Origin of the sequence: Aeromonas sp. sif2433, from assembly GCF_019218705.1 — a bacterium.
GTDB lineage: Bacteria > Pseudomonadota > Gammaproteobacteria > Enterobacterales > Aeromonadaceae > Aeromonas > Aeromonas encheleia.
In genome coordinates this window covers 1-18409 of sequence record NZ_JAHUXD010000018.1, presented here as the reverse complement: position 1 = coordinate 18409, position 18409 = coordinate 1, and the positions used below count along the sequence as shown (strand labels likewise).

The following is an 18409-nucleotide window of genomic DNA, read 5'->3' as shown; positions in this document are numbered from 1 at the left end:
TTCCTTAGAAATATCCCTGACGCTTCTTCTGCTCCATGGAGCCGGCCTGATCGTGGTCGATGAGCCGCCCTTGCCGCTCGCTCGAGGTGGTGAGCAGCATCTCTTCGATGATCTCCGGCAAGGTGGTGGCATTGGATTCGATGGCCCCGGTCAGCGGGTAGCAGCCGAGGGTACGGAAGCGCACCAGCTCCTGCTTCACCTCGTCTTCCGGGCCTATGGGCATGCGCTCGTCATCCACCATGATCTTGATGCCGCTGCGCTCCACCACGGGGCGCATGGCCGCGAAGTAGAGCGGCACTATGTCGATGTTCTCGAGATAGATGTATTGCCAGATGTCCAGCTCGGTCCAGTTGGAGAGCGGGAAGACACGGATGCTCTCCCCCTTGTTGACCTGGCTGTTGTAGACACGCCACAGCTCCGGGCGCTGGTTTTTCGGATCCCAGCGGTGGGACTTGTCACGGAAGGAGTAGACCCGCTCCTTGGCCCGGGATTTCTCCTCGTCCCGGCGCGCCCCGCCGAAGGCGGCATCGAAGCCGTACTTGTTGAGCGCCTGCTTGAGCCCCTCTGTCTTCATGATGTCGGTGTGCTTGCCACTGCCGTGCACGAAGGGGTTGATGTCCATGGCCAGGCCGTCCGGGTTCTTGTGAACGATCAGATCCAGCCCGTACTTCTTGGCGGTCTCGTCCCGGAAGGTGATCATCTCCTTGAACTTCCAGTTGGTGTCGACGTGCAGCAGGGGGAAGGGGATCTTGCCCGGGTAGAAGGCCTTGCGGGCCAGGTGCAGCATGACGGAGGAGTCCTTGCCGATGGAGTACATCATCACCGGGTTTTCAAATTCGGCAGCCACCTCGCGGATGATGTGGATGCTCTCGGCTTCCAGCTGTTGCAGGTGTGTCAGTCTTTCACGGTCCATGTCTGGGTCCTCGGTTCATTGCTATCGCGCCTGCTCGGGGCGCAGTTCTGGTTCAGTTCGGTGCCGCCTTGGCCGCACCGTCAAATCGGTTGCTGTCGCGGCCTGCCCTCAGGCCAGGCTCACCAGCTTCAGTTCGTGGCGGCTCGCCTCTGTTTCGGCCTGTTCGCCACCCTGCTCGCCAAACCAGGCGAGCTGCTTGCGCAGAGCCACCACCTCGCCGATGACGATGAGCGACGGGCTCACCGCCTGCTCGGCCAATACGGCCAGGTCAGCCAGGGTGCCGGTCAGCACGCGCTGACGGGCGGTGGTGCCCCGCTCTATGATGGCGATGGGGGTGCCCTGGCCTCGGCCATGGCTCACCAGCTGCTGCTGGATGTGCTCGGAGCGCATCAGCCCCATGTAGATGACCAGCGTCTGCTGGGTCATGGCTAGCTGCTGCCAGTCGGGCTCCTTGCCCTCTTTCTGGCAGTGGCCGGTAATAAAGACGGCGCTCTGGGCATGGTCGCGGTGGGTGAGCGGTATGCCCGCATAGGCGGTGGCGCCGGCGGCGGCCGTGATGCCGGGCACCACTGAGAAGGGAACGCCCTCGCCCGCCAGCACTTCCAGCTCTTCGCCGCCGCGGCCGAACATGAAGGGATCACCCCCCTTTAGCCGCACCACACGGTTGCCCGCCCTGGCGTATTGCACCAGCAGGCGATTGGTCTCCTCCTGGGGCACGCTGTGGGCACCGGCCTTCTTGCCGACCGACACCAGGGTGGCGTCACGGCGCACCAGGTCCAGGATCTCCGGGGAGACCAGCTGGTCATAGAGCACCACTTCAGCCTGTTGAATCTGTTGCAGCGCCTTGAGGGTCAGCAGGCCAGGATCCCCGGGGCCCGCACCGACCAGCACCACCTCGCCCACTTCGCTTTGGGCCTTGTCGAGCCCCTCATTGAGCCAGCCCTCTGCCCCCTGCCAATCCTCTTTCTCAATCAGACCGGCGAGGGTGTTGGAGGCAAATGCCCGCTCCCAGAAGCGGCGGCGATCGGAGAGAGAAGCGAGCACCCGCTTGGCCTTGCCCCTCACCCGGCCCGAGAGCTCGGCCAGTCCGCCCAGATGGCGGGGCAGCAGACTCTCGAGTCGCTCGCGCAACAGGCGCACCAGTACCGGCGCCTTGCCGCCGCTGGAGACGGCCACCATCAGGGGCGAGCGGTCGATGATGGAGGGGAAGATAAAGCTGGAGCGCTCGGGGTCGTCCACCACATTCACAAAGAGCCCGAGCTGATTGGCGCTCTGATAGACGAGGGCATTGACCTCGAGGCTGTCGGTGGCAGCCACCACCAGGATCTGGCCGGCCAGATGGGCCGGGTCGAAGCGCGCCGCCAGATGGGTGAAGCGACCGGCAAATTCATGGAAGTCGGGCTCGAGCTCGGGGGAGACCAGGGTCAGCCGGGCACCTGCCGCCAGCAGCAGGCGCGCCTTGCGCAGGGCAACCTCGCCCCCGCCCACCAGCAATACCGGGCGGCCTTCCAACCTGGCAAACATAGGTAAATAATCCATCAGGGCCCACTCCTCGGCATACGACGACATCTGGGGCGACTATAGGCAGGAGTCCTTATCCCTCAAAATAATAAAAAATGCTCTTTAATGCGTTTTAGTAATTAGCAAAACCATGTCGTGGCAAAGGGGAGCGAATGTCCTTGTGGTGGTTCGCACCAGACCCTAGGCTAGTGAAAGTGTTTCATAAGGAGCTTTACCATGAATGAGTCATTGATTGTGCTGGGGATCTTCGTGTTCCTGGTGCTGGCCACCCTGAGCGCGGGCATCAAGATAGTGCCCCAGGGTTTCAACTGGACTGTGGAGCGCTTCGGCCGCTACACCCGCACCCTCTCCCCCGGTCTCAACCTGCTGATCCCCTATGTGGACAGAGTCGGCCACAAGATCATCATGATGGAGCAGGTGCTGGACATCCCGGCTCAGGAGGTGATCTCCCGGGACAACGCCAACGTCACCATAGACGCCATCAGCTTCGTGCAGGTGGTGGATGCCCGCAAAGGGGCTTATGAGGTCAACGATCTCACCAGCGCCATCCGCAATCTGACCATGACCAACATGCGGACAGTGCTGGGCGCCATGGAGCTGGACGAGATGCTCTCCCAGCGCGACACCATCAACGAGAAGCTGCTGCGCACCATGGATGCGGCCACCGCCCCCTGGGGCATCAAGGTGACCCGGATCGAGATCAAGGATGTGCGCCCGCCGCTGGCCCTGGTGGAAGCCATGAACGCCCAGATGAAGGCCGAGCGGCAGAAACGGGCCGAGGTGCTGGAGGCCGAAGGGGTGCGCCAGTCCAAGATCCTGAAAGCGGAAGGGGAGAAGCAGTCCCAGATCCTGAAAGCCGAGGGGGAACGCCAGGCCGCCTTCCTCGCCGCCGAGGCGCGGGAGCGGGCCGCCGAGGCGGAAGCCAAGGCGACCCATATGGTCTCCAAGGCCATCGCAGAGGGGGATATGCAGGCCATCAACTACTTCGTGGCCCAGAAATACACTGAGGCGCTGGCCCGCATCGGTGAAGGGCCCAACAGCAAGATCATCATGATGCCGCTGGAGGCGGGCAGCCTGATTGGCTCGGTGGCGGGCATGGCCGAGCTGTTCAACAAAGATGGCAAGGTCGGCAAGTCATGACAGCCCTGTTCGAGGGGCTGACCCACTGGCACTGGCTGGGGCTCGGTTTCGTGCTGCTGGCCATCGAGGTGCTGGGGTCGGTGGGCTTTCTGCTCTGGACCGGCATAGCCGCGCTAGAAGTCGGGCTGATCCTGCTGCTCTGGCCCTTCGGCTGGCAGGCCCAGCTGCTGCTGTTTGCGGCGCAGTCCCTGGTGACCACCTGGGCCTGGTGGCGCTGGCAGCACAAGCGCGACCGCTCGAGCCGCGATGCGGCCGCCCCCATCAACGAGCGGATGCAGAGCTATCTGGGGCGGGAGCTGACCCTGCTGGATGAGGTGAGCCAGGGAACCAGCCGGGTGCATCTGGATGACACCGTCTGGACTGTGCGCTGCCCTGTGCCGCTGCCGGCGGGCAGCCGGGTCAAGGTGGTGGGGGCCGACTCCCACATCCTGCTGGTCGAGCCGCTGCCCTGATCGCCGCCGCGCTGCCGGTCAGCTCGGCTCTTGCCCATAAAAAAACGGGCCCGGCGGTAACGCCGGGCCCGTTTTCAGATGAGGTGCAGGCTTAGTTGGCCTTGGCATCGCTCACTGCAGCTTCCGCCTTGGTGGCTACGTCAGCAGCAGCCTTCTCGACGGTAGCAGAGGCTTCGGAAGCAGCCTTCTCTACGGTAGAAGCAGCTTCGCTAACAGTTGCAGCAACGTCGGCGGCCGGAGTAGCAGCCGGAGCGGCAGCTTCTTCTTTCTGACCACAGGCGGTCAACATCAGACCCAGGATACCGGCTACCAGTACTTTGTTCATGTGCATACCCTCAAAAAAAGTGGAGAGATGGTCTTGATAACCATCACTGTGCGTCCTCACCCCCGGTAAAAGAGCCATACACCGAGGGCCAAGAGGCGCGCGAAATATAGCGCCATATGCCGCCAATGAAAACGCGTATCACAATAATATTTTCTCGTTGCCTGGATGAAAAGAACTACTGCAACGACAACTGTTAATGCAATACGCCACGATTGAGGCGCTCTCCCATGACAAAACAGCGCCATCAGGGCAATTGTTAGCCATCAATTGCCTTTTTATCTCGCCGGTCCGAGCCGACTCAGTCAGACAGCTTCTGACAAATCAGCCGTTTACCCTGGCTATGGCTCTCCTGAGCCAGATCCAGCAGCGCCATCACCGCCAGGGCTTCCGCCGCCGGCACCGGATTGGCCCCCTTGCCGGTGATGGCGGCACAGATACCGCGGTAATAGGCGCCATAGTCACCCGCTTCGCCCGCCACTGCGGTTTGCTGCGGCTGACCATCCAGGATGCGGCTGAGCAGACCCGGCTCGGGATCCCGGCCCCAGTCCGCCAGAGGCGGCCGCAGGCCGAGCTTGAGCTGCTCCTCCTGCACGTCCATGCCGAACTTGATGAAGGAGCCCGTGCTGCCGTGGATCACGAAGCGGGGCATGGTGGCGGACACCAGGCAGCTGCCGTGCAGGATCACCCGCAGCGCGCCATAGCCCAGCACCACGTGGAAGTAGTCATCGCTCAGCGCGCCCGGACGCTGCTGCGCCAGGTCCGCCTGGATCCAGTCTGGTTGGCCGAACAGTTGCAGCGACTGATCCAGGATGTGGGGGCCGAGATCGAACCACAGACCCGATCCCGGGCCGCCCGCCTCCCGCCAGCGCTGGCGTACCTCGGGACGATAGCGATCGAAGTGGGATTCAAACTGGGCGATCTGCCCCAGCGCCCCCTCCGCCAGCAGGCGGCGCACCGTGAGGAAGTCCCCGTCCCAGCGCCGGTTGTGGAAGATGCTGAGCAGCAGCTGTTGTTTATCCGCCAGCGCCACCAGCGCCTCGGCCTCGGCCAGATCCAGGGCGAACGGCTTGTCGATCACCACGTGCTTGCCAGCCAGCAACGCCTTGCGGGCGATGGGGGCATGGGTATCGTTCGGCGTGGCGATCACCACCAGATCGACAGTGCTGTCGGCCAGCACCTCCTCCAGCGAACCCACCAGGCAACCGGGTAACTCGGCCTGCACCTTGGCCGCATCCCGGCTCACCACCCAGCGCAGGGAGAGGCCCGGCGTGCTGGTCAGGAAGGGGGCATGAAAGGTCTGGCCTGCGAAACCGTAGCCCACCAGGGCGGCGTTGATTGTCTGACTCATGGGATTCTCCGCTGAACTCTGTCCATTATGATAAGCGTCTGGCGACTGCTCGCCCAAAAAACAAGGGGGCCGAAGCCCCCGCTTGCGCTCATCAGAGCACAGGATTTATTGCCAGTACAAGCGCCGTTATCCATCAAGCCACGGCGCTGTCAGCCCCTGTCATCAGGCTGCAGCGGATCAGGGCTGCAGGCAGAGCCGACGACCACGCCTGGTCAGCAACAGCAGCAGAGGCGGCAACAGCAGCCACATGTGCAGCGCCAGCTGATTGAGGGGATCCGGCATCAGCCAACCGGTCAGCCCAACCAAAGCACCGGAGCCGCTCATCTGGAACAGGCCGAGCAGGGCCGCCGCGGTGCCGGCGCAGTGACCAAAGGGGGCCAGCGCCATGCCGGCCGCCGCCCCCAGCACCATGGCAAAGCCGATGCTGGAGAAGAACACGGGTCCCATCATGGCCAGCGGATGCTCGATGTGCTGCACCAAGGTCAACGCGATGGCCGACAGGCAGATCACCAGCAGCCCGATGCGCAGGGTGCGCCTCGGTCCCACTCTGGCGATGAAGCGCGGCGCCAGGAAGCAGGCCAGGATGTTCAGCGCCGCATTGGCGGTAAACCAGTAGCTGAAACCGCTCATGTCGAGGCCGAGCTTCACCATCAACTGCACTGGCGCGGCTGTGACATAGGCCAGGATCACCGCCATCGCCAGCATGCAGAGGCTGGCGTTGAACAGGAAGCTGGGGGAGCTCAGCACCGGGCGGTAACGGGACCAGCTGATAAGGGCCCCCTCGCTGCTAGTCTCCTCGGGGCGGGTCTCCGGCATGCGCCACAGCAGCCAGCTGCCGACCACCACCGCATAACCGGCCATGAACCAGAAGTTCGCCGACCAGCCCGCCTTGGCGGTGAGCCAGCCGCCGAGCAGCGGCGCCAGCGCGGGGATGAAGCAGATGGCGCCGTTCAGGTAGGAGATCATCTGGCCGCTCTTCTTGGGGCCATAACTGTCACGCACCACGGAGAAGGCGGCGACCGAGGTGGCGCAGGCCCCGAAGCCTTGCAGCACTCGCGCCAGCATCAGCTCACCCAGGCTGGCGGCGAAGCCAGCGGCCAGGGCGCTCAGGCCATAGAGCAGCACGCCGCCCAGGGCGATGGGCTTGCGGCCGTAGCGGTCGGCGAGCGGCCCCACCAGCAGTTGGCCCAACCCCATGCTGAACAGGAACCAGGTGATGGTGCCCTGCATCAGCGTCACCTCGGCACCGAGCCGCTCGGCCATCTGCGGTATGGCAGGCAGATAGATGTCGATGGCCAGCGGGCTGAACAGCACCAGGAGTACAAGCAGAAGAATCAATGGCATCAGTCACCTCAAGCCTAGGGAATATCGATTGGTGCGCGAGTCTACTGACTCAGAGTAATGAATTGAAATGGTATTTAATCACTTTGGTTATTCCTATATGGAAACATGCATCTCATCCACTCCTCCGAGCAGCCCAGCTGCGACGCGGCATGCTCCCCTGTCGGGGGTAATTGGCGCTTTGACTAAACGCCCGCCCCGCATAGAATGCGCAGATTATTTTTTGCGGAGGTGCGTGATGAGCAAGCTTGTCCTGGCAACAGGTAACCAGAAGAAGGTGAAGGAGTTGGCCGCCATGCTGGCCGATATGAAGATCCAGGTGATCCCGCAGAGCGAATTTGCGGTCTCCGATGCCGAAGAGACCGGCACCACCTTCGTCGAGAATGCCATCATCAAGGCCCGCCACGCCGCCCGCATCACCGGCCTGCCCGCCGTCGCCGACGACTCCGGCCTGGAAGTGGATCTGCTGCACGGTCGCCCCGGCGTCTACTCCGCCCGCTTCGCCGGCGAACAGGCCAGCGACAAGGACAACATCGACAAGCTGCTGGGGGAGCTGCAGGGTGCCCCCGACTACCTCAAGAGCGCCCGCTTCTGGTGCGTGCTGGTCTACATGCGCCACGCCGACGATCCCACCCCCATCATCTGCCAGGCGAGCTGGGAGGGGATGATCATCGACGAACCCCGCGGCCAGCACGGCTTCGGTTACGATCCCGTGTTCTTCGTGCCCGATCACGACTGCACCTCAGCCCAGATGCCGAGCGAGCTGAAGAACCAGCTCAGCCACCGTGGTCAGGCGCTGGCCAAGCTGAAGGCCGCCCTGGCCGCGGCGCACTGAGTCCGGACAAGGCGCCGGGATACTCCGGCAAGCATTTCATCTACAATGGGGGCCGTCAGCCCCCGTTTTGATTTTTGATTATTGGAAACCCCATGCTGCAACTGCCGCCCCTCTCCCTCTATATCCATGTGCCCTGGTGCGTCCAGAAGTGCCCCTACTGCGACTTCAACTCCCACGCCCAGAAGGGGGAGCTGCCCCACCTCGAGTACGTGGCCGCCCTGCTGGAGGATCTGGATCTGGATCTGAAGTGGGCCCAGGGGCGAGCGCTCTCCTCCATCTTTATCGGCGGTGGTACGCCGAGTCTGTTGAGCGTGGAAGCCATGCAGACCCTGCTGGACGGAGTGCGGGCCCGCATCGCGCTGACCCCGGATTGCGAGATCACCATGGAGGCCAACCCCGGCACGGTGGAGGCGGACAAGTTCGCCGGCTTCAAGCGGGCGGGTATCAACCGCATCTCCATCGGGGTGCAGAGCTTCCAGCAGGAGAAGCTGAGCCGGCTCGGCCGCATCCACGGCCCGGAGGAGGCGCGCAAGGCCGCCGCCCTGGCCCACGCCATAGAGCTGCCCACCTTCAACCTGGATCTGATGCACGGCCTGCCGGATCAGAGCCTGGACGATGCCCTCTACGATCTGCAGCAGGCCATCGACTGCGCGCCGCCCCACCTCTCCTGGTATCAGCTCACCATAGAGCCGAACACGGCCTTCGCCTCCAAGCCGCCGCGGCTGCCGGAAGACGATCTGCTGTGGGACATCTATGAGCAGGGCCACGCTATGCTCACCGCCCAGGGCTACCACCAGTACGAGATCTCGGCCTACGCCAGGGAGGGCTATCAGTGCCGTCACAACCTCAACTACTGGCGTTTCGGCGACTACCTGGGGATCGGCTGCGGGGCCCACGGCAAGGTGACGGATCTCGCCAACCAGCGGATCCTGCGCAGCGCCAAGGTGAAGCATCCCAAGGGCTACCTGGACCCGGCCCGTCCCTACCTGGACAACCAGTGGCAGGTGACCGAGGACGATCTGCCGCTGGAGTACTTCATGAACCGGTTCCGGCTGTTCGAACGAGCCCCCAAGGCGGAGTTCGAGGCCTATACCGGTCTGCCACTGGAGCGGGTGGAAACCATGCTGGCCATCGCCCAGACCAAGGAGCTGATCGAAGACTTGGGGGATTGCTGGCAGCTGACGGCCCTCGGCCACCGCTACCTGAATGTGCTGCTCGAGCTCTTTATGGATGAGTGAGGTGGCTCCGGACCTTCCTCTCTCTCGATAACAAAACAGGGCGTCAATGACGCCCTGTTTTTGATCTGGCCACATCGGCCGGTAGAAACCCGCTCAGCAGCAGACGCGTTGCATCCGCTGTTGGCCGGGCTCCCACCGCTGGCCATGCTTGGCCTTGCGCTGATAACTGCCCTTGCCCTTCTTGCTCTGCTCGACTCTGGCCTGAAACAGCGGTGAGGTCACCAGCGCCTTCAGGTGATTGTCGTGGATGACGCCGCGCTGATGATCGTGCGCGGACTCGGCGGTGGCAGCGGCCACCTTCTGTTGCTTGGCCATATGACCCTCTTTCATTGACGAAGATAACGCCCCCTCTAGTTAACGAGGCGGTCAAAAACGCAGCGATTGTGCCTCCGGGCCCACCGCAGCGCAAGTCCCGCGCGAAGACAGGCAGCCGATGCGTCATGCGGGATGATAAACGACCCGCATCAGGCCACTCGGCAGCAGCTTGCTGCTCTGGGGCACCAGGGCCCCCGGCAACGGTTCGCCCCCGAACAGCGAGACGCCCTTGCCCAGCACCACCGGCACCCAGAACAGAGTCAGCTCGTCCACCAGCCCGGCCTGCAGGCCTTGCCGCACCACGGCGCCACCGTCCAGATAGAGGTGGCGGGTCCCCTCCTGCCACAGCTCCCTCAGCACCTGTGCCAGCTCCCCCTGTCGGAAGGAGACGTTGGCACGGGGCTCGGCGGGCCTGTGGGTCAGCACCACCAGTGGCTTGTCGCCGTAGGGCCAGTCGGGGAAGGCCAGCACAGTCTCGTAGCTGTTGCGCCCCATCAGCAGCACATCCGCGCTCGCCATCAGCGCGCTGTAGCCGGTCTCCTCCTGGGAGTCGCCGTTATAGGGACTCAGCCAGTCCAGATCATTCCCCTCCCCCGCGATAAAGCCATCGAGGGAGAGGGCCAGGAAGGCGGAGACCCTGGGCCGTCTGTGCTCCTTGCTTATGGACTCAGTGCTCATGATCGTGATGCTCATGGCGGGCCGGGGTGCCCGACTCCAGGGTCTCGAGGATGGCGCAGTGTTCGGCCGAGCGCGGCCCGCCGCAGCAGATGTTGGAGAGCTCCCGCAGGTTTTCGCGAAAACGGGTCAGTTCGATGATCTTCTGCTCCACCTGGGTCAGCTTGGCGTCGGCCACTGCCTTCACCTCCTGGCAGGTCACCCTGGCCTTGTTGGTGTCGAGATCCAGCAATTCACCTATATCGGCGAGGGAGAACCCCACCGACTTGGCGCGGATGATGAACTCCAGCCGTCGCCTGTCCTGCTCGCCATAGAGGCGGTAGCCGGACTCGTTGCGCAGGCCCGGCGAGATGAGCCCGTTCTTCTCGTAAAAGCGCAGGGTATCCGCCTTCACCCCGCACGCCTTGGCCAGTTCCCCGATCCGATACATGTCCCTCTCCCACTGGATATGGTACTCAATACAAAGCGGATTCCACTATCGCGCCTTTGCCTGTCGATTGCCAGCCAAAGGCAGGAAAGCGCTAGATAAAGGCGGACGGCAGGGTCATTTCCCGTCAAAACGCTGAAAAGACAAACGTTTCACAAAAAATGATCGGAAAACGTTTAACACCGCACCAGACAAGGCTTTGTCACTTTAAAAAATCCACCACGGCTCACATTTTTTGTGTAGAATACGCGCCCACAAGAGAGCGTCGCGTCAAGCGGGCATTTCCTAAAACGCTTTTGCCAGCATCCGGGCTTTTGGGCGAGAGTGATTTGCGAAATCCCCCACTTCCATTTATTTGGGGACTCTCTGTGCTGGGTGCGGCCAACGTGCGCCTGCCTCCCATAGAAGTTCCCGCATGCTGAGGACGATAGTGTGATGGAACAAGCTCGACCCATTCGCCGTGCACTGCTGAGTGTGTCTGACAAGACTGGCATCCTGGAATTTGCCAAGGCACTCAACGAGCGTGGCGTGGCCCTGCTCTCCACCGGCGGCACCGCCAAGCTGCTCGCCGACGCGGGTCTGCCGGTGACCGAGGTCTCCGACTACACGGGCTTCCCCGAGATGATGGATGGCCGGGTCAAGACCCTGCATCCCAAGGTGCACGGTGGCATTCTCGGCCGTCGCGATCGGGATGACGCCATCATGGCCCAGCACAATATCTCCCCCATCGACATGGTTGTCGTCAACCTCTACCCCTTCGCCGCCACCGTGGCCAAAGCGGGTTGTACCCTGGCCGACGCGGTCGAGAACATCGACATCGGTGGCCCGACCATGGTGCGCTCCGCCGCCAAGAATCACAAAGACGTGGCCATAGTGGTCAAGGCCGCCGACTACAGCCGGGTGATCGCCGAGATGGACGGCAACGGCAACAGCCTGACCCTCGCCACCCGCTTCGATCTCGCCATCGCCGCCTTCGAGCACACCGCCGCCTACGACGGCATGATCGCCAACTACTTCGGCACCCTGGTGCCCTCTTACGGCGACAACAAGGAAGGCGACGCCGAGTCCCGCTTCCCGCGCACCTTCAACAGCCAGTTCATCAAGAAGCAGGACATGCGCTACGGCGAAAACAGCCATCAGGCTGCCGCCTTCTATGTCGAGGAGCAGGCCGCACCGGGCTCAGTCGCAAGTAGCCAACAGCTGCAGGGCAAAGCACTCTCCTACAACAACATCGCCGACACAGACGCGGCGCTGGAGTGCGTGAAGGAGTTCAGCGAGCCGGCCTGCGTCATCGTCAAACACGCCAATCCTTGCGGTGTGGCCATAGGTGACGACCTGCTGACGGCCTACGATCGTGCCTACCAGACCGACCCCACCTCGGCCTTTGGCGGCATCATCGCCTTCAACCGGCCGCTGGACGGCGCCACCGCCGCCGCCATCGTCGCCCGCCAGTTTGTGGAGGTGATCATTGCCCCGAGCGTGAGCCAGGAGGCCCGTGACGCCGTCGCCGCCAAGCAGAACGTGCGTCTGCTGGAGTGCGGCCAGTGGACGGCACCGGCCCAAGGGTTTGACCTCAAGCGCGTCAACGGCGGCCTGCTGGTGCAGGAGCGCGATCTGGGCATGGTGACCCAGGGTGACCTGAAGGTAGTCAGCAAGCGCCAGCCGACCGAGGCCGAGCTGAAAGATCTGCTGTTCTGCTGGAAGGTGGCCAAGTTCGTCAAGTCCAACGCCATCGTCTATGCCAAGGACGGCCAGACCATAGGCGTCGGCGCCGGCCAGATGAGCCGGGTCTACTCTGCCAAGATCGCCGGCATCAAGGCCGAGGATGAAGGGCTGACAGTGGCAGGCTCCGTCATGGCCTCCGATGCCTTCTTCCCGTTCCGCGATGGCATCGACGCCGCCGCCGCCGCCGGCATCGCCTGCGTCATCCAGCCGGGTGGCTCGATGCGCGACCAGGAGGTGATCGACGCCGCCGACGAACACGGCATGACCATGGTGTTCACCAACATGCGTCACTTCCGTCACTGATGAGTCAGGGCCGCCACTGGCGGCCCTTTTGTTGTCTCTTTTCAACTGACTATTTTCAACCGCTTGTCCCAAGCGGTGATCACAAATAGAAGCGAGCGATACGATGAAAGTACTGATCATTGGTAACGGCGGCCGTGAGCACGCCCTGGCCTGGAAGGCCAAGCAATCCCCCATGGTGACCCGGGTGTTCGTCGCCCCCGGCAATGCCGGCACGGCCCACGAGGGCAGCATCGAGAACATCGCCATCGAGGCGACCGACATCCCGGCCCTGCTGGCCTTCGCCAAGGCTCAGCAGATAGGTCTCACCATAGTCGGACCGGAAGCGCCGCTGGTGAAAGGCGTGGTGGATGCCTTCCGTGCCGAAGGGCTCGCCATCTTCGGCCCGACCGCCGCCGCCGCCCAGCTGGAAGGCTCCAAGGCGTTCGCCAAGGACTTCCTGGCACGCCACGCCATCCCCACTGCCGACTACCAGAACTTCACCGAGGTAGAGCCCGCACTGGCCTACCTGCGCGAGAAGGGTGCCCCCATCGTCATCAAGGCTGACGGCCTGGCCGCCGGCAAGGGCGTCATCGTCGCCATGACCCTCGATGAGGCAGAGGAAGCGGTGCGCGACATGCTGTCCGGCAATGCGTTCGGCGACGCCGGCGCCCGGGTGGTGATCGAGGAGTTCCTGGACGGGGAAGAGGCGAGTTTCATCGTCATGGTGGACGGCGAGCACGTGCTGCCCATGGCCACCAGCCAGGATCACAAGCGGGTCGGCGACGGCGATACCGGCCTCAACACCGGTGGCATGGGAGCCTACTCCCCGGCCCCCGTGGTGACCGATGCGGTGCATCAGAGGGTGATGGAGCAGGTGATCATGCCGACCGTGCGTGGCATGGCGGCCGAGGGCAATGTCTACACCGGTTTCCTCTACGCCGGCCTGATGATCGATGGGCAGGGCAACCCCAAGGTGATCGAGTTCAACTGCCGCTTCGGTGACCCCGAGACCCAGCCCATCATGCTGCGCATGCGCTCCGATCTGGTGGAGCTGTGCCTGGCCGCCTGCGCCGGCAAGCTGGATCGGGTCGAAGCCATCTATGATCCCCGCGTCGCCATCGGCGTGGTGTTGGCGGCGGGCGGTTACCCGGGTGACTACCAGCAGGGCAAGCCCATCAGCGGCCTGCCGGTGGAAGAGGCGAGCGGCGAGAAGGTGTTCCATGCCGGCTCCCAGCTGGCGGGAGACACCATAGTCACCGCCGGTGGCCGCGTGCTGTGCGCCACCGCGCTGGGTCACACGGTCGCCGAGGCGCAGCAACGCGCCTATCAGCTGGCGGGCCGCATCCAGTGGGACGGGGTCTTCTACCGCACCGACATTGGCTGGCGCGCCATCGAGCGCGAACAGGCCAAGTAAGTCCGGTCGTTCGTACCCTGATGCGAGTGGGGCCTGCGGGCCCCTTTTTGTGCCTGGGATCCGGGAGCGGGGCTACTGGCCTGTCGCCAGAGCCACAGGCCGCGCAGTCCCCTGCACCAGCTCGCGCTCGCCCCAGTGAGTGCCGACGCCGGCGGCTCACGCTACCCCGCCGACGAGCCGAGCTCAGGCCGGCTTGCCTGCTATCCACCCAGCCCCATCAGAGCGCCCGTCCCTTCTGTCCTGCTACATGTCGTCAGCACAATGCACACATTTCGTCACAATTAGTCGCTTTTCAGCCATACATTTGACCCATTTTCATGGCATCATGCTAAATTAACCGCACTCAAATGAGTGCCATAAGAACCCACAATGTCGTAGTCCCATAAGGAAATCCCATGTTGAAAACTGTGCGCCCCCTGCTGTTGCCCCTGATGTTTGGCCTGATGACCCTGCCCGCCATGGCAGGCGATCTGGAGCAGCCGATGAAGAAGATCGGCTTCAACTACAAGCAGGCACTCAAGGCCAGCGATGCCGCCACCATGGAGAAGCACATCAAGGAGATGAAGGCCCAGCTCGACATCGCCAAAGAGCAGAACATGCCCACGGCCAAGAAGGAGAAGTTCCTCGAAGGCATGGGCGAGGTGCAGACCGAGCTGGACGCCAGCCTGGCCGCCCTGCAGGCCGGTGATGAGGAGAAGGCCCGCGCGCATCTGGCCAAGGTCAACGACCTGAAGAAGGAGTACCACACCTATGCCAAGCAGAAAGGCTGAGTCTTTTCGCTGGGATAGCCTGGTCCGCCTCATTCACTGGGGGGTGGCGGCGGCCTGCGTCGCCAACCTCTGGTTCAACGAGGCGGGAGAGACCTGGCACGAGCGGCTCGGCTATCTGGCCATCATCCTGATCAGCCTGCGGCTGGGGTGGGGACTCTCCTTCGCCAGGGGCCACGCCCGCCTGAGCGCCCTCATCCCGAACCGGGAGGACTTCCGCCAGCAGGCCCTGGCGCTGCGTGAACGCGCCCCCGCCGCCCCCGGCCATCACGGCAGCGGCAAGCTGGCGGTCTGGGCACTCTGGCTGCTCATCCTGGCTACCGCGGGCACCGGCTGGTTTCAAAACACCGAGCCGGGGTTTGAACTGGGGGCCGACGACTGGCATGTCTGGTGTACCTGGGCGCTGCAGGGACTTATTGCCCTGCACCTGTGCGCCATCGTCTACACCTCCTGGCGCCAGCGCAGCAATCTGTTGGCCCGCATGCTGCCGATGCGCCAGCGCGCCGCCCCGGTCCGACAGCAAGAACCACACTCCTGATCCCGAGAACCCATGGCAGGGCGATGTGCATTCGCCGCGCCCTGCCATCGCTGACCCGCTAACACCTTCGCCTGCATAGGGGAGCACTCCCCTCCTCTCTCCCTGCTATTCCCCTCCTCACCACGACCGAAAACCCATCGGCACTGGCACCGGATGGCGGTGCTGAGCCGCCTCGTTCACCCCGCACAGCCGAGAGCCGACAAGTGCCATATGAAAGCATTTTCATTCACAGTTTTTAACTAATTACGCCTGCTCGATTTTCAACCAGCTGGATTTCATCAATGCTACTGAACCGAACGAGAGTTGTTCGTCGTCCGTTCGAGATTCAGGCAGTGAAAACCAATAACAAAATCGAAGGGAAAATCGTCATGCACAACACACTGTTTCGAACCGCCCTGCTCGCCGCGGCGCTTGGCTCATTCAGCCACTCCGCCACCGCCGAAGGCGTCATGGTCCATCTGTTCCAATGGAAGTTCAACGACATCGCCAACGAGTGCGAGACGGTGCTCGGTCCCAAGGGGTTCGGGGGCGTCCAGATCACGCCGCCGGCCGAGCACAAGCAGGGGAGCGAGTACTGGTGGACCGTCTACCAGCCGGTCAGCTTCAAGAATTTCAACAGCTTCGGTGGCAGTGAGGCGGAGCTCAGGAGCATGATCACCCGCTGCAACGCCGCCGGGGTCAAGATCTACGCCGACGCCGTCTTCAACCAGCTGGCCTCGGGCACGGCCACCGCCACCGGCGGCGGCAGCTACAACTCCGGCCAGTTCCAGTATCCCCAGTTCGGTTACAACGACTTCCACCACAGCGGTGACATCACCAACTACGGCGACAGCAACAACGTCTGGAACGGCGCCCTCTACGGCATGCCGGATCTGAACACAGGATCCACCTACGTGCAGGAGCAGATCGCCACCTACATGAAGACCCTGCTCGGTTGGGGGGTTGCCGGTTTTCGCGTCGACGCGGCCAAGCACATGGCCCCCAGCGAGGTGAAGGCGATCCTCGACAAGGCAGGCAGTCCCAAGGCCTATCTGGAGGTGATAGGTGCCGGTGGGGAATCCGCCGAGATCCAGCCCAACCGCTACACCTATATCGACAGGGTCACCGACTTCAAATACGGCACCAGTCTCGCCGCCAACTTCAACGGCCAGATCAAGAACCTCAAGACCCTGGGGGAGAGCTGGGGCCTGCTCCCCTCCGACAAGTCCTTCATCTTCGTGGTCAACCACGACCGCGAACGCGGCCACGGCGGTGGCGGCATGCTCACCTTCATGAACGGTGGTCGCTATGAGTTGGCCAACGTCTTCATGATGGCCTGGCCCTATGGCTGGAAACAGGTGATGTCAGGCTACCGCTTCGCCGACATGGGCAAGTACGAGACCGACAAGGGCGCGCCGGGCAGCACGCCCTGCTCCGACAGCCAGTGGAACTGCGAACAGCGCCGTCCGACCATCATGAACATGGCCCTGTTCCACAACAGGACCGAGGGCACTGCGGTCAGCAACTGGTGGGACAACGGCAACAACCAGATCGCCTTCAGCCGGGGTGACAAGGGCTTCGTCGCCATCAACAACGAGAGCGGCAGCCTGGTGGCCTCGGTGCAGACCGGTCTGCCGGCCGGCGAGTACTGCAACATCTTGAGCGGCAACGATTACTGCAGCGGCGCCTATATCCAGGTCGACGGCAGCGGCAAGGCCAGCCTGAACCTCGCAGGCATGAAGGCCGCCGCCATCCTGGCCGGCTGTACCAAGGCCAGCCCTTGCGGTGGGACAGCCCTGCCGGGCAACAGGTTCAGCAGCCTGTACCTGCGCGGCACCCACAACGCCTGGGGCAACACCCCCATGCAGGTGGATGCCAACCGCATCTGGTCCGCCATCATCAACCTGACCGGCGCCGGTGATGCCACCGGGGCCCAGCGCTTCAAGTTCGACGTCTTCGGCAACTGGACCGAAAACTATGGCGACAACGAAGGGGATGGCATCGCCGACAAGGGCAGCACCAAGGACATCTACCTCAGTGGCGTCGGCCAGTATCGTGTCTCCCTCAAGGAGAGCGATCTCAGCTACACCCTGACCGCCCTGAATGCCAACCAGGCCCCTGTCGCCGTCCTCTCGCCCAAGGCCATCAGCGTCAAGCTGGGGGAGAGCGTGGTGTTCGATGGCTCAACCTCCAGCGATGATGCCGGTGTGGTGAGCTACGGCTGGTCCACCGGCGGCAGCGCCCAGACCGAGACAGTCCAGTTCGATACCCAGGGCTCCCACACCGTCACTCTGACCGTCACCGACGCAGAGGGGCTGACCGCCAGCGCCAGCGCCACCGTGAACGTCACCGACAGCAACGGCAGCTACACCAGCGTGCTGCCGACCCTGAACTTCCGTGGCACCCCCAACGGCTGGGGCGCACTGGCCATGACCCTGATCGCCGACAATCAGTGGGAGGCGCAAGTCAGCTTCGACGGTCAGACCAACCAGCGCTTCAAGTTCGACGTCAAGGGGGACTGGAGCCAGAACTACGGCGATACCAACAAGGATGGCGTGGCCGAGCAGGCCGGTGCCGACATCGCCACCACTGTCACCGGCCTGTACCGCGTGCGCTTCAACGACCAGAGCCTGCAGTACAGCCTGAGCCCGGTCAGCGTCGGCTATGCCAAGAACTTCGCCAGCCTGAACCTGCGCGGCACCCCCAACGGCTGGGGCACCACCCCCCTGACCCTGGTCGGCGACCACCTGTGGCAGGCCAGCGTCACCTTCAGCGGCGCCGGTGATGCCAACGGGGGTCAGCGCTTCAAGTTCGACGTCAAGGGGGACTGGACCCAGAACTACGGCGACAGCAACCAGGACGGCGTGGCCGAGTCGGCAGGGGCCGACATCACCAGCGCGGTGATCGGTGCCTATCTGGTTCGCTTCAACGACCAGACCCTGGCCTACAGCCTGAGCGCCCAGTAAGCCGGCGAGGGGTGGTGACGCCCCGCGCCTGCATGCTCCACCAGCATGGCCTCCTCCCCCTGGGCAGGAGGCCTTTTTTATGGCTATGTCCCAATTACGTGTTGCATGGGGCGCCCAAGCGCCTCATGCAAGCAACGTGGAACATCCACTTCCCGCCCATAACGCTCCAGCATCCGTCGCCAGCCCAGATAATTCCTCAGATAGTGGG

General features: G+C 63.3%; 17 protein-coding genes and 1 pseudogene. 9 read left to right on the top strand and 9 right to left on the bottom strand.

Features of this window, described 5'->3' with window-relative positions:
- Nucleotides 1-4: 4 nt before the first annotated feature.
- On the bottom strand, nucleotides 5-913 hold the full coding sequence (gene cysD, locus KW825_RS19390) for a sulfate adenylyltransferase subunit CysD (protein ID WP_163137668.1): 909 nt from the start codon (nucleotides 911-913) through the stop codon (nucleotides 5-7).
- 108 nt (nucleotides 914-1021) lie between these two features.
- Nucleotides 1022-2452: a siroheme synthase CysG gene (gene cysG / locus KW825_RS19385; RefSeq protein ID WP_218330129.1), complete on the bottom strand. Its 1431-nt coding sequence runs from the start codon at nucleotides 2450-2452 to the stop codon at nucleotides 1022-1024.
- Between the two features lie 198 nt (nucleotides 2453-2650).
- On the opposite strand from cysG, the gene KW825_RS19380 reads away from it, so the two are divergent.
- Both KW825_RS19380 and KW825_RS19375 read left to right on the top strand, forming a co-directional pair.
- Nucleotides 2651-3574, top strand: a complete 924-nt coding sequence (locus tag KW825_RS19380) for an SPFH domain-containing protein (RefSeq protein WP_025328220.1) — start codon at nucleotides 2651-2653, stop codon at nucleotides 3572-3574.
- Nucleotides 3571-4026 (top strand): NfeD family protein, encoded by a 456-nt coding sequence (locus KW825_RS19375; RefSeq protein WP_106885852.1) that lies wholly within the window; start codon nucleotides 3571-3573, stop codon nucleotides 4024-4026. The genes KW825_RS19380 and KW825_RS19375 overlap by 4 nt, the downstream gene beginning before the upstream one ends.
- A 91-nt stretch (nucleotides 4027-4117) precedes the next feature.
- On the opposite strand, the gene KW825_RS19370 is transcribed toward KW825_RS19375, so the two are convergent.
- The 3 genes from KW825_RS19370 to KW825_RS19360 form a co-directional block, all read right to left on the bottom strand.
- Complete coding sequence (locus KW825_RS19370; RefSeq protein WP_025328222.1) at nucleotides 4118-4351, bottom strand: hypothetical protein; 234 nt, start codon at nucleotides 4349-4351, stop codon at nucleotides 4118-4120.
- 298 nt (nucleotides 4352-4649) lie between these two features.
- Nucleotides 4650-5699: an oxidoreductase gene (locus KW825_RS19365; protein ID WP_042653016.1), complete on the bottom strand. Its 1050-nt coding sequence runs from the start codon at nucleotides 5697-5699 to the stop codon at nucleotides 4650-4652.
- Nucleotides 5700-5876: 177 nt separating this feature from the next.
- Nucleotides 5877-7043 (bottom strand): multidrug effflux MFS transporter, encoded by a 1167-nt coding sequence (locus tag KW825_RS19360; RefSeq protein ID WP_042653017.1) that lies wholly within the window; start codon nucleotides 7041-7043, stop codon nucleotides 5877-5879.
- Between the two features lie 235 nt (nucleotides 7044-7278).
- Between KW825_RS19360 and KW825_RS19355 the strand changes: the two genes are divergently transcribed.
- On the top strand, nucleotides 7279-7875 hold the full coding sequence (locus tag KW825_RS19355; protein ID WP_042653018.1) for an XTP/dITP diphosphatase: 597 nt from the start codon (nucleotides 7279-7281) through the stop codon (nucleotides 7873-7875).
- A 92-nt stretch (nucleotides 7876-7967) separates the two neighbouring features.
- Nucleotides 7968-9113 carry a radical SAM family heme chaperone HemW gene (gene hemW / locus KW825_RS19350; RefSeq protein WP_218291654.1) on the top strand — a complete coding sequence of 382 codons (1146 nt, stop codon included), beginning with the start codon at nucleotides 7968-7970 and terminating at the stop codon, nucleotides 9111-9113.
- 93 nt (nucleotides 9114-9206) lie between these two features.
- On the opposite strand, the gene KW825_RS19345 is transcribed toward hemW, so the two are convergent.
- The 3 genes from KW825_RS19345 to zntR all read right to left on the bottom strand — a co-directional run bounded on the left by KW825_RS19345 (nucleotide 9207) and on the right by zntR (nucleotide 10533).
- On the bottom strand, nucleotides 9207-9428 hold the full coding sequence (locus KW825_RS19345) for an alternative ribosome-rescue factor A (protein ID WP_218330128.1): 222 nt from the start codon (nucleotides 9426-9428) through the stop codon (nucleotides 9207-9209).
- A 123-nt stretch (nucleotides 9429-9551) separates the two neighbouring features.
- Nucleotides 9552-10091 (bottom strand): dihydrofolate reductase family protein, encoded by a 540-nt coding sequence (locus tag KW825_RS19340; RefSeq protein WP_218330150.1) that lies wholly within the window; start codon nucleotides 10089-10091, stop codon nucleotides 9552-9554.
- Between the two features lie 4 nt (nucleotides 10092-10095).
- On the bottom strand, nucleotides 10096-10533 hold the full coding sequence (gene zntR / locus KW825_RS19335; protein WP_218330127.1) for a Zn(2+)-responsive transcriptional regulator: 438 nt from the start codon (nucleotides 10531-10533) through the stop codon (nucleotides 10096-10098).
- Between the two features lie 432 nt (nucleotides 10534-10965).
- On the opposite strand from zntR, the gene purH reads away from it, so the two are divergent.
- From purH to KW825_RS19310, 5 genes are all read left to right on the top strand, one after another.
- Nucleotides 10966-12558: a bifunctional phosphoribosylaminoimidazolecarboxamide formyltransferase/IMP cyclohydrolase gene (purH, locus tag KW825_RS19330; RefSeq protein WP_218291651.1), complete on the top strand. Its 1593-nt coding sequence runs from the start codon at nucleotides 10966-10968 to the stop codon at nucleotides 12556-12558.
- Between the two features lie 103 nt (nucleotides 12559-12661).
- The gene (gene purD, locus KW825_RS19325) at nucleotides 12662-13951 is read left to right on the top strand and encodes a phosphoribosylamine--glycine ligase (protein ID WP_042653024.1); all 1290 of its coding nucleotides are present in this window, start codon (nucleotides 12662-12664) and stop codon (nucleotides 13949-13951) included.
- A gap of 395 nt (nucleotides 13952-14346) precedes the next feature.
- Nucleotides 14347-14721 carry a cytochrome b562 gene (locus tag KW825_RS19320; RefSeq protein ID WP_218330126.1) on the top strand — a complete coding sequence of 125 codons (375 nt, stop codon included), beginning with the start codon at nucleotides 14347-14349 and terminating at the stop codon, nucleotides 14719-14721.
- Nucleotides 14702-15256 carry a cytochrome b/b6 domain-containing protein gene (locus KW825_RS19315; protein WP_218330125.1) on the top strand — a complete coding sequence of 185 codons (555 nt, stop codon included), beginning with the start codon at nucleotides 14702-14704 and terminating at the stop codon, nucleotides 15254-15256. The genes KW825_RS19320 and KW825_RS19315 overlap by 20 nt, the downstream gene beginning before the upstream one ends.
- A 368-nt stretch (nucleotides 15257-15624) precedes the next feature.
- Nucleotides 15625-18201: an alpha amylase C-terminal domain-containing protein gene (locus KW825_RS19310; protein WP_218330124.1), complete on the top strand. Its 2577-nt coding sequence runs from the start codon at nucleotides 15625-15627 to the stop codon at nucleotides 18199-18201.
- 83 nt (nucleotides 18202-18284) lie between these two features.
- Here KW825_RS19310 and KW825_RS19305 read toward each other — a convergent pair.
- Nucleotides 18285-18409: pseudogene (locus KW825_RS19305) on the bottom strand (IS1595 family transposase); the annotation flags it as partial.

What these genes read in the sequence shown, in the direction of transcription:
- KW825_RS19310 (WP_218330124.1), top strand. Translation starts at nt 15,625, where the DNA reads ATGCACAACACACTGTTTCGAACCGCCCTGCTCGCCGCGGCGCTTGGC.
- cysG (WP_218330129.1), bottom strand. Translation starts at nt 2,452, where the DNA reads ATGGATTATTTACCTATGTTTGCCAGGTTGGAAGGCCGCCCGGTATTG.
- KW825_RS19370 (WP_025328222.1), bottom strand. Translation starts at nt 4,351, where the DNA reads ATGAACAAAGTACTGGTAGCCGGTATCCTGGGTCTGATGTTGACCGCC.
- purH (WP_218291651.1), top strand. Translation starts at nt 10,966, where the DNA reads ATGGAACAAGCTCGACCCATTCGCCGTGCACTGCTGAGTGTGTCTGAC.
- purD (WP_042653024.1), top strand. Translation starts at nt 12,662, where the DNA reads ATGAAAGTACTGATCATTGGTAACGGCGGCCGTGAGCACGCCCTGGCC.
- cysD (WP_163137668.1), bottom strand. Translation starts at nt 913, where the DNA reads ATGGACCGTGAAAGACTGACACACCTGCAACAGCTGGAAGCCGAGAGC.
- KW825_RS19355 (WP_042653018.1), top strand. Translation starts at nt 7,279, where the DNA reads ATGAGCAAGCTTGTCCTGGCAACAGGTAACCAGAAGAAGGTGAAGGAG.
- KW825_RS19345 (WP_218330128.1), bottom strand. Translation starts at nt 9,428, where the DNA reads ATGGCCAAGCAACAGAAGGTGGCCGCTGCCACCGCCGAGTCCGCGCAC.
- KW825_RS19365 (WP_042653016.1), bottom strand. Translation starts at nt 5,699, where the DNA reads ATGAGTCAGACAATCAACGCCGCCCTGGTGGGCTACGGTTTCGCAGGC.
- KW825_RS19315 (WP_218330125.1), top strand. Translation starts at nt 14,702, where the DNA reads ATGCCAAGCAGAAAGGCTGAGTCTTTTCGCTGGGATAGCCTGGTCCGC.
- KW825_RS19360 (WP_042653017.1), bottom strand. Translation starts at nt 7,043, where the DNA reads ATGCCATTGATTCTTCTGCTTGTACTCCTGGTGCTGTTCAGCCCGCTG.
- KW825_RS19380 (WP_025328220.1), top strand. Translation starts at nt 2,651, where the DNA reads ATGAATGAGTCATTGATTGTGCTGGGGATCTTCGTGTTCCTGGTGCTG.
- KW825_RS19320 (WP_218330126.1), top strand. Translation starts at nt 14,347, where the DNA reads ATGTTGAAAACTGTGCGCCCCCTGCTGTTGCCCCTGATGTTTGGCCTG.
- hemW (WP_218291654.1), top strand. Translation starts at nt 7,968, where the DNA reads ATGCTGCAACTGCCGCCCCTCTCCCTCTATATCCATGTGCCCTGGTGC.
- zntR (WP_218330127.1), bottom strand. Translation starts at nt 10,533, where the DNA reads ATGTATCGGATCGGGGAACTGGCCAAGGCGTGCGGGGTGAAGGCGGAT.
- KW825_RS19375 (WP_106885852.1), top strand. Translation starts at nt 3,571, where the DNA reads ATGACAGCCCTGTTCGAGGGGCTGACCCACTGGCACTGGCTGGGGCTC.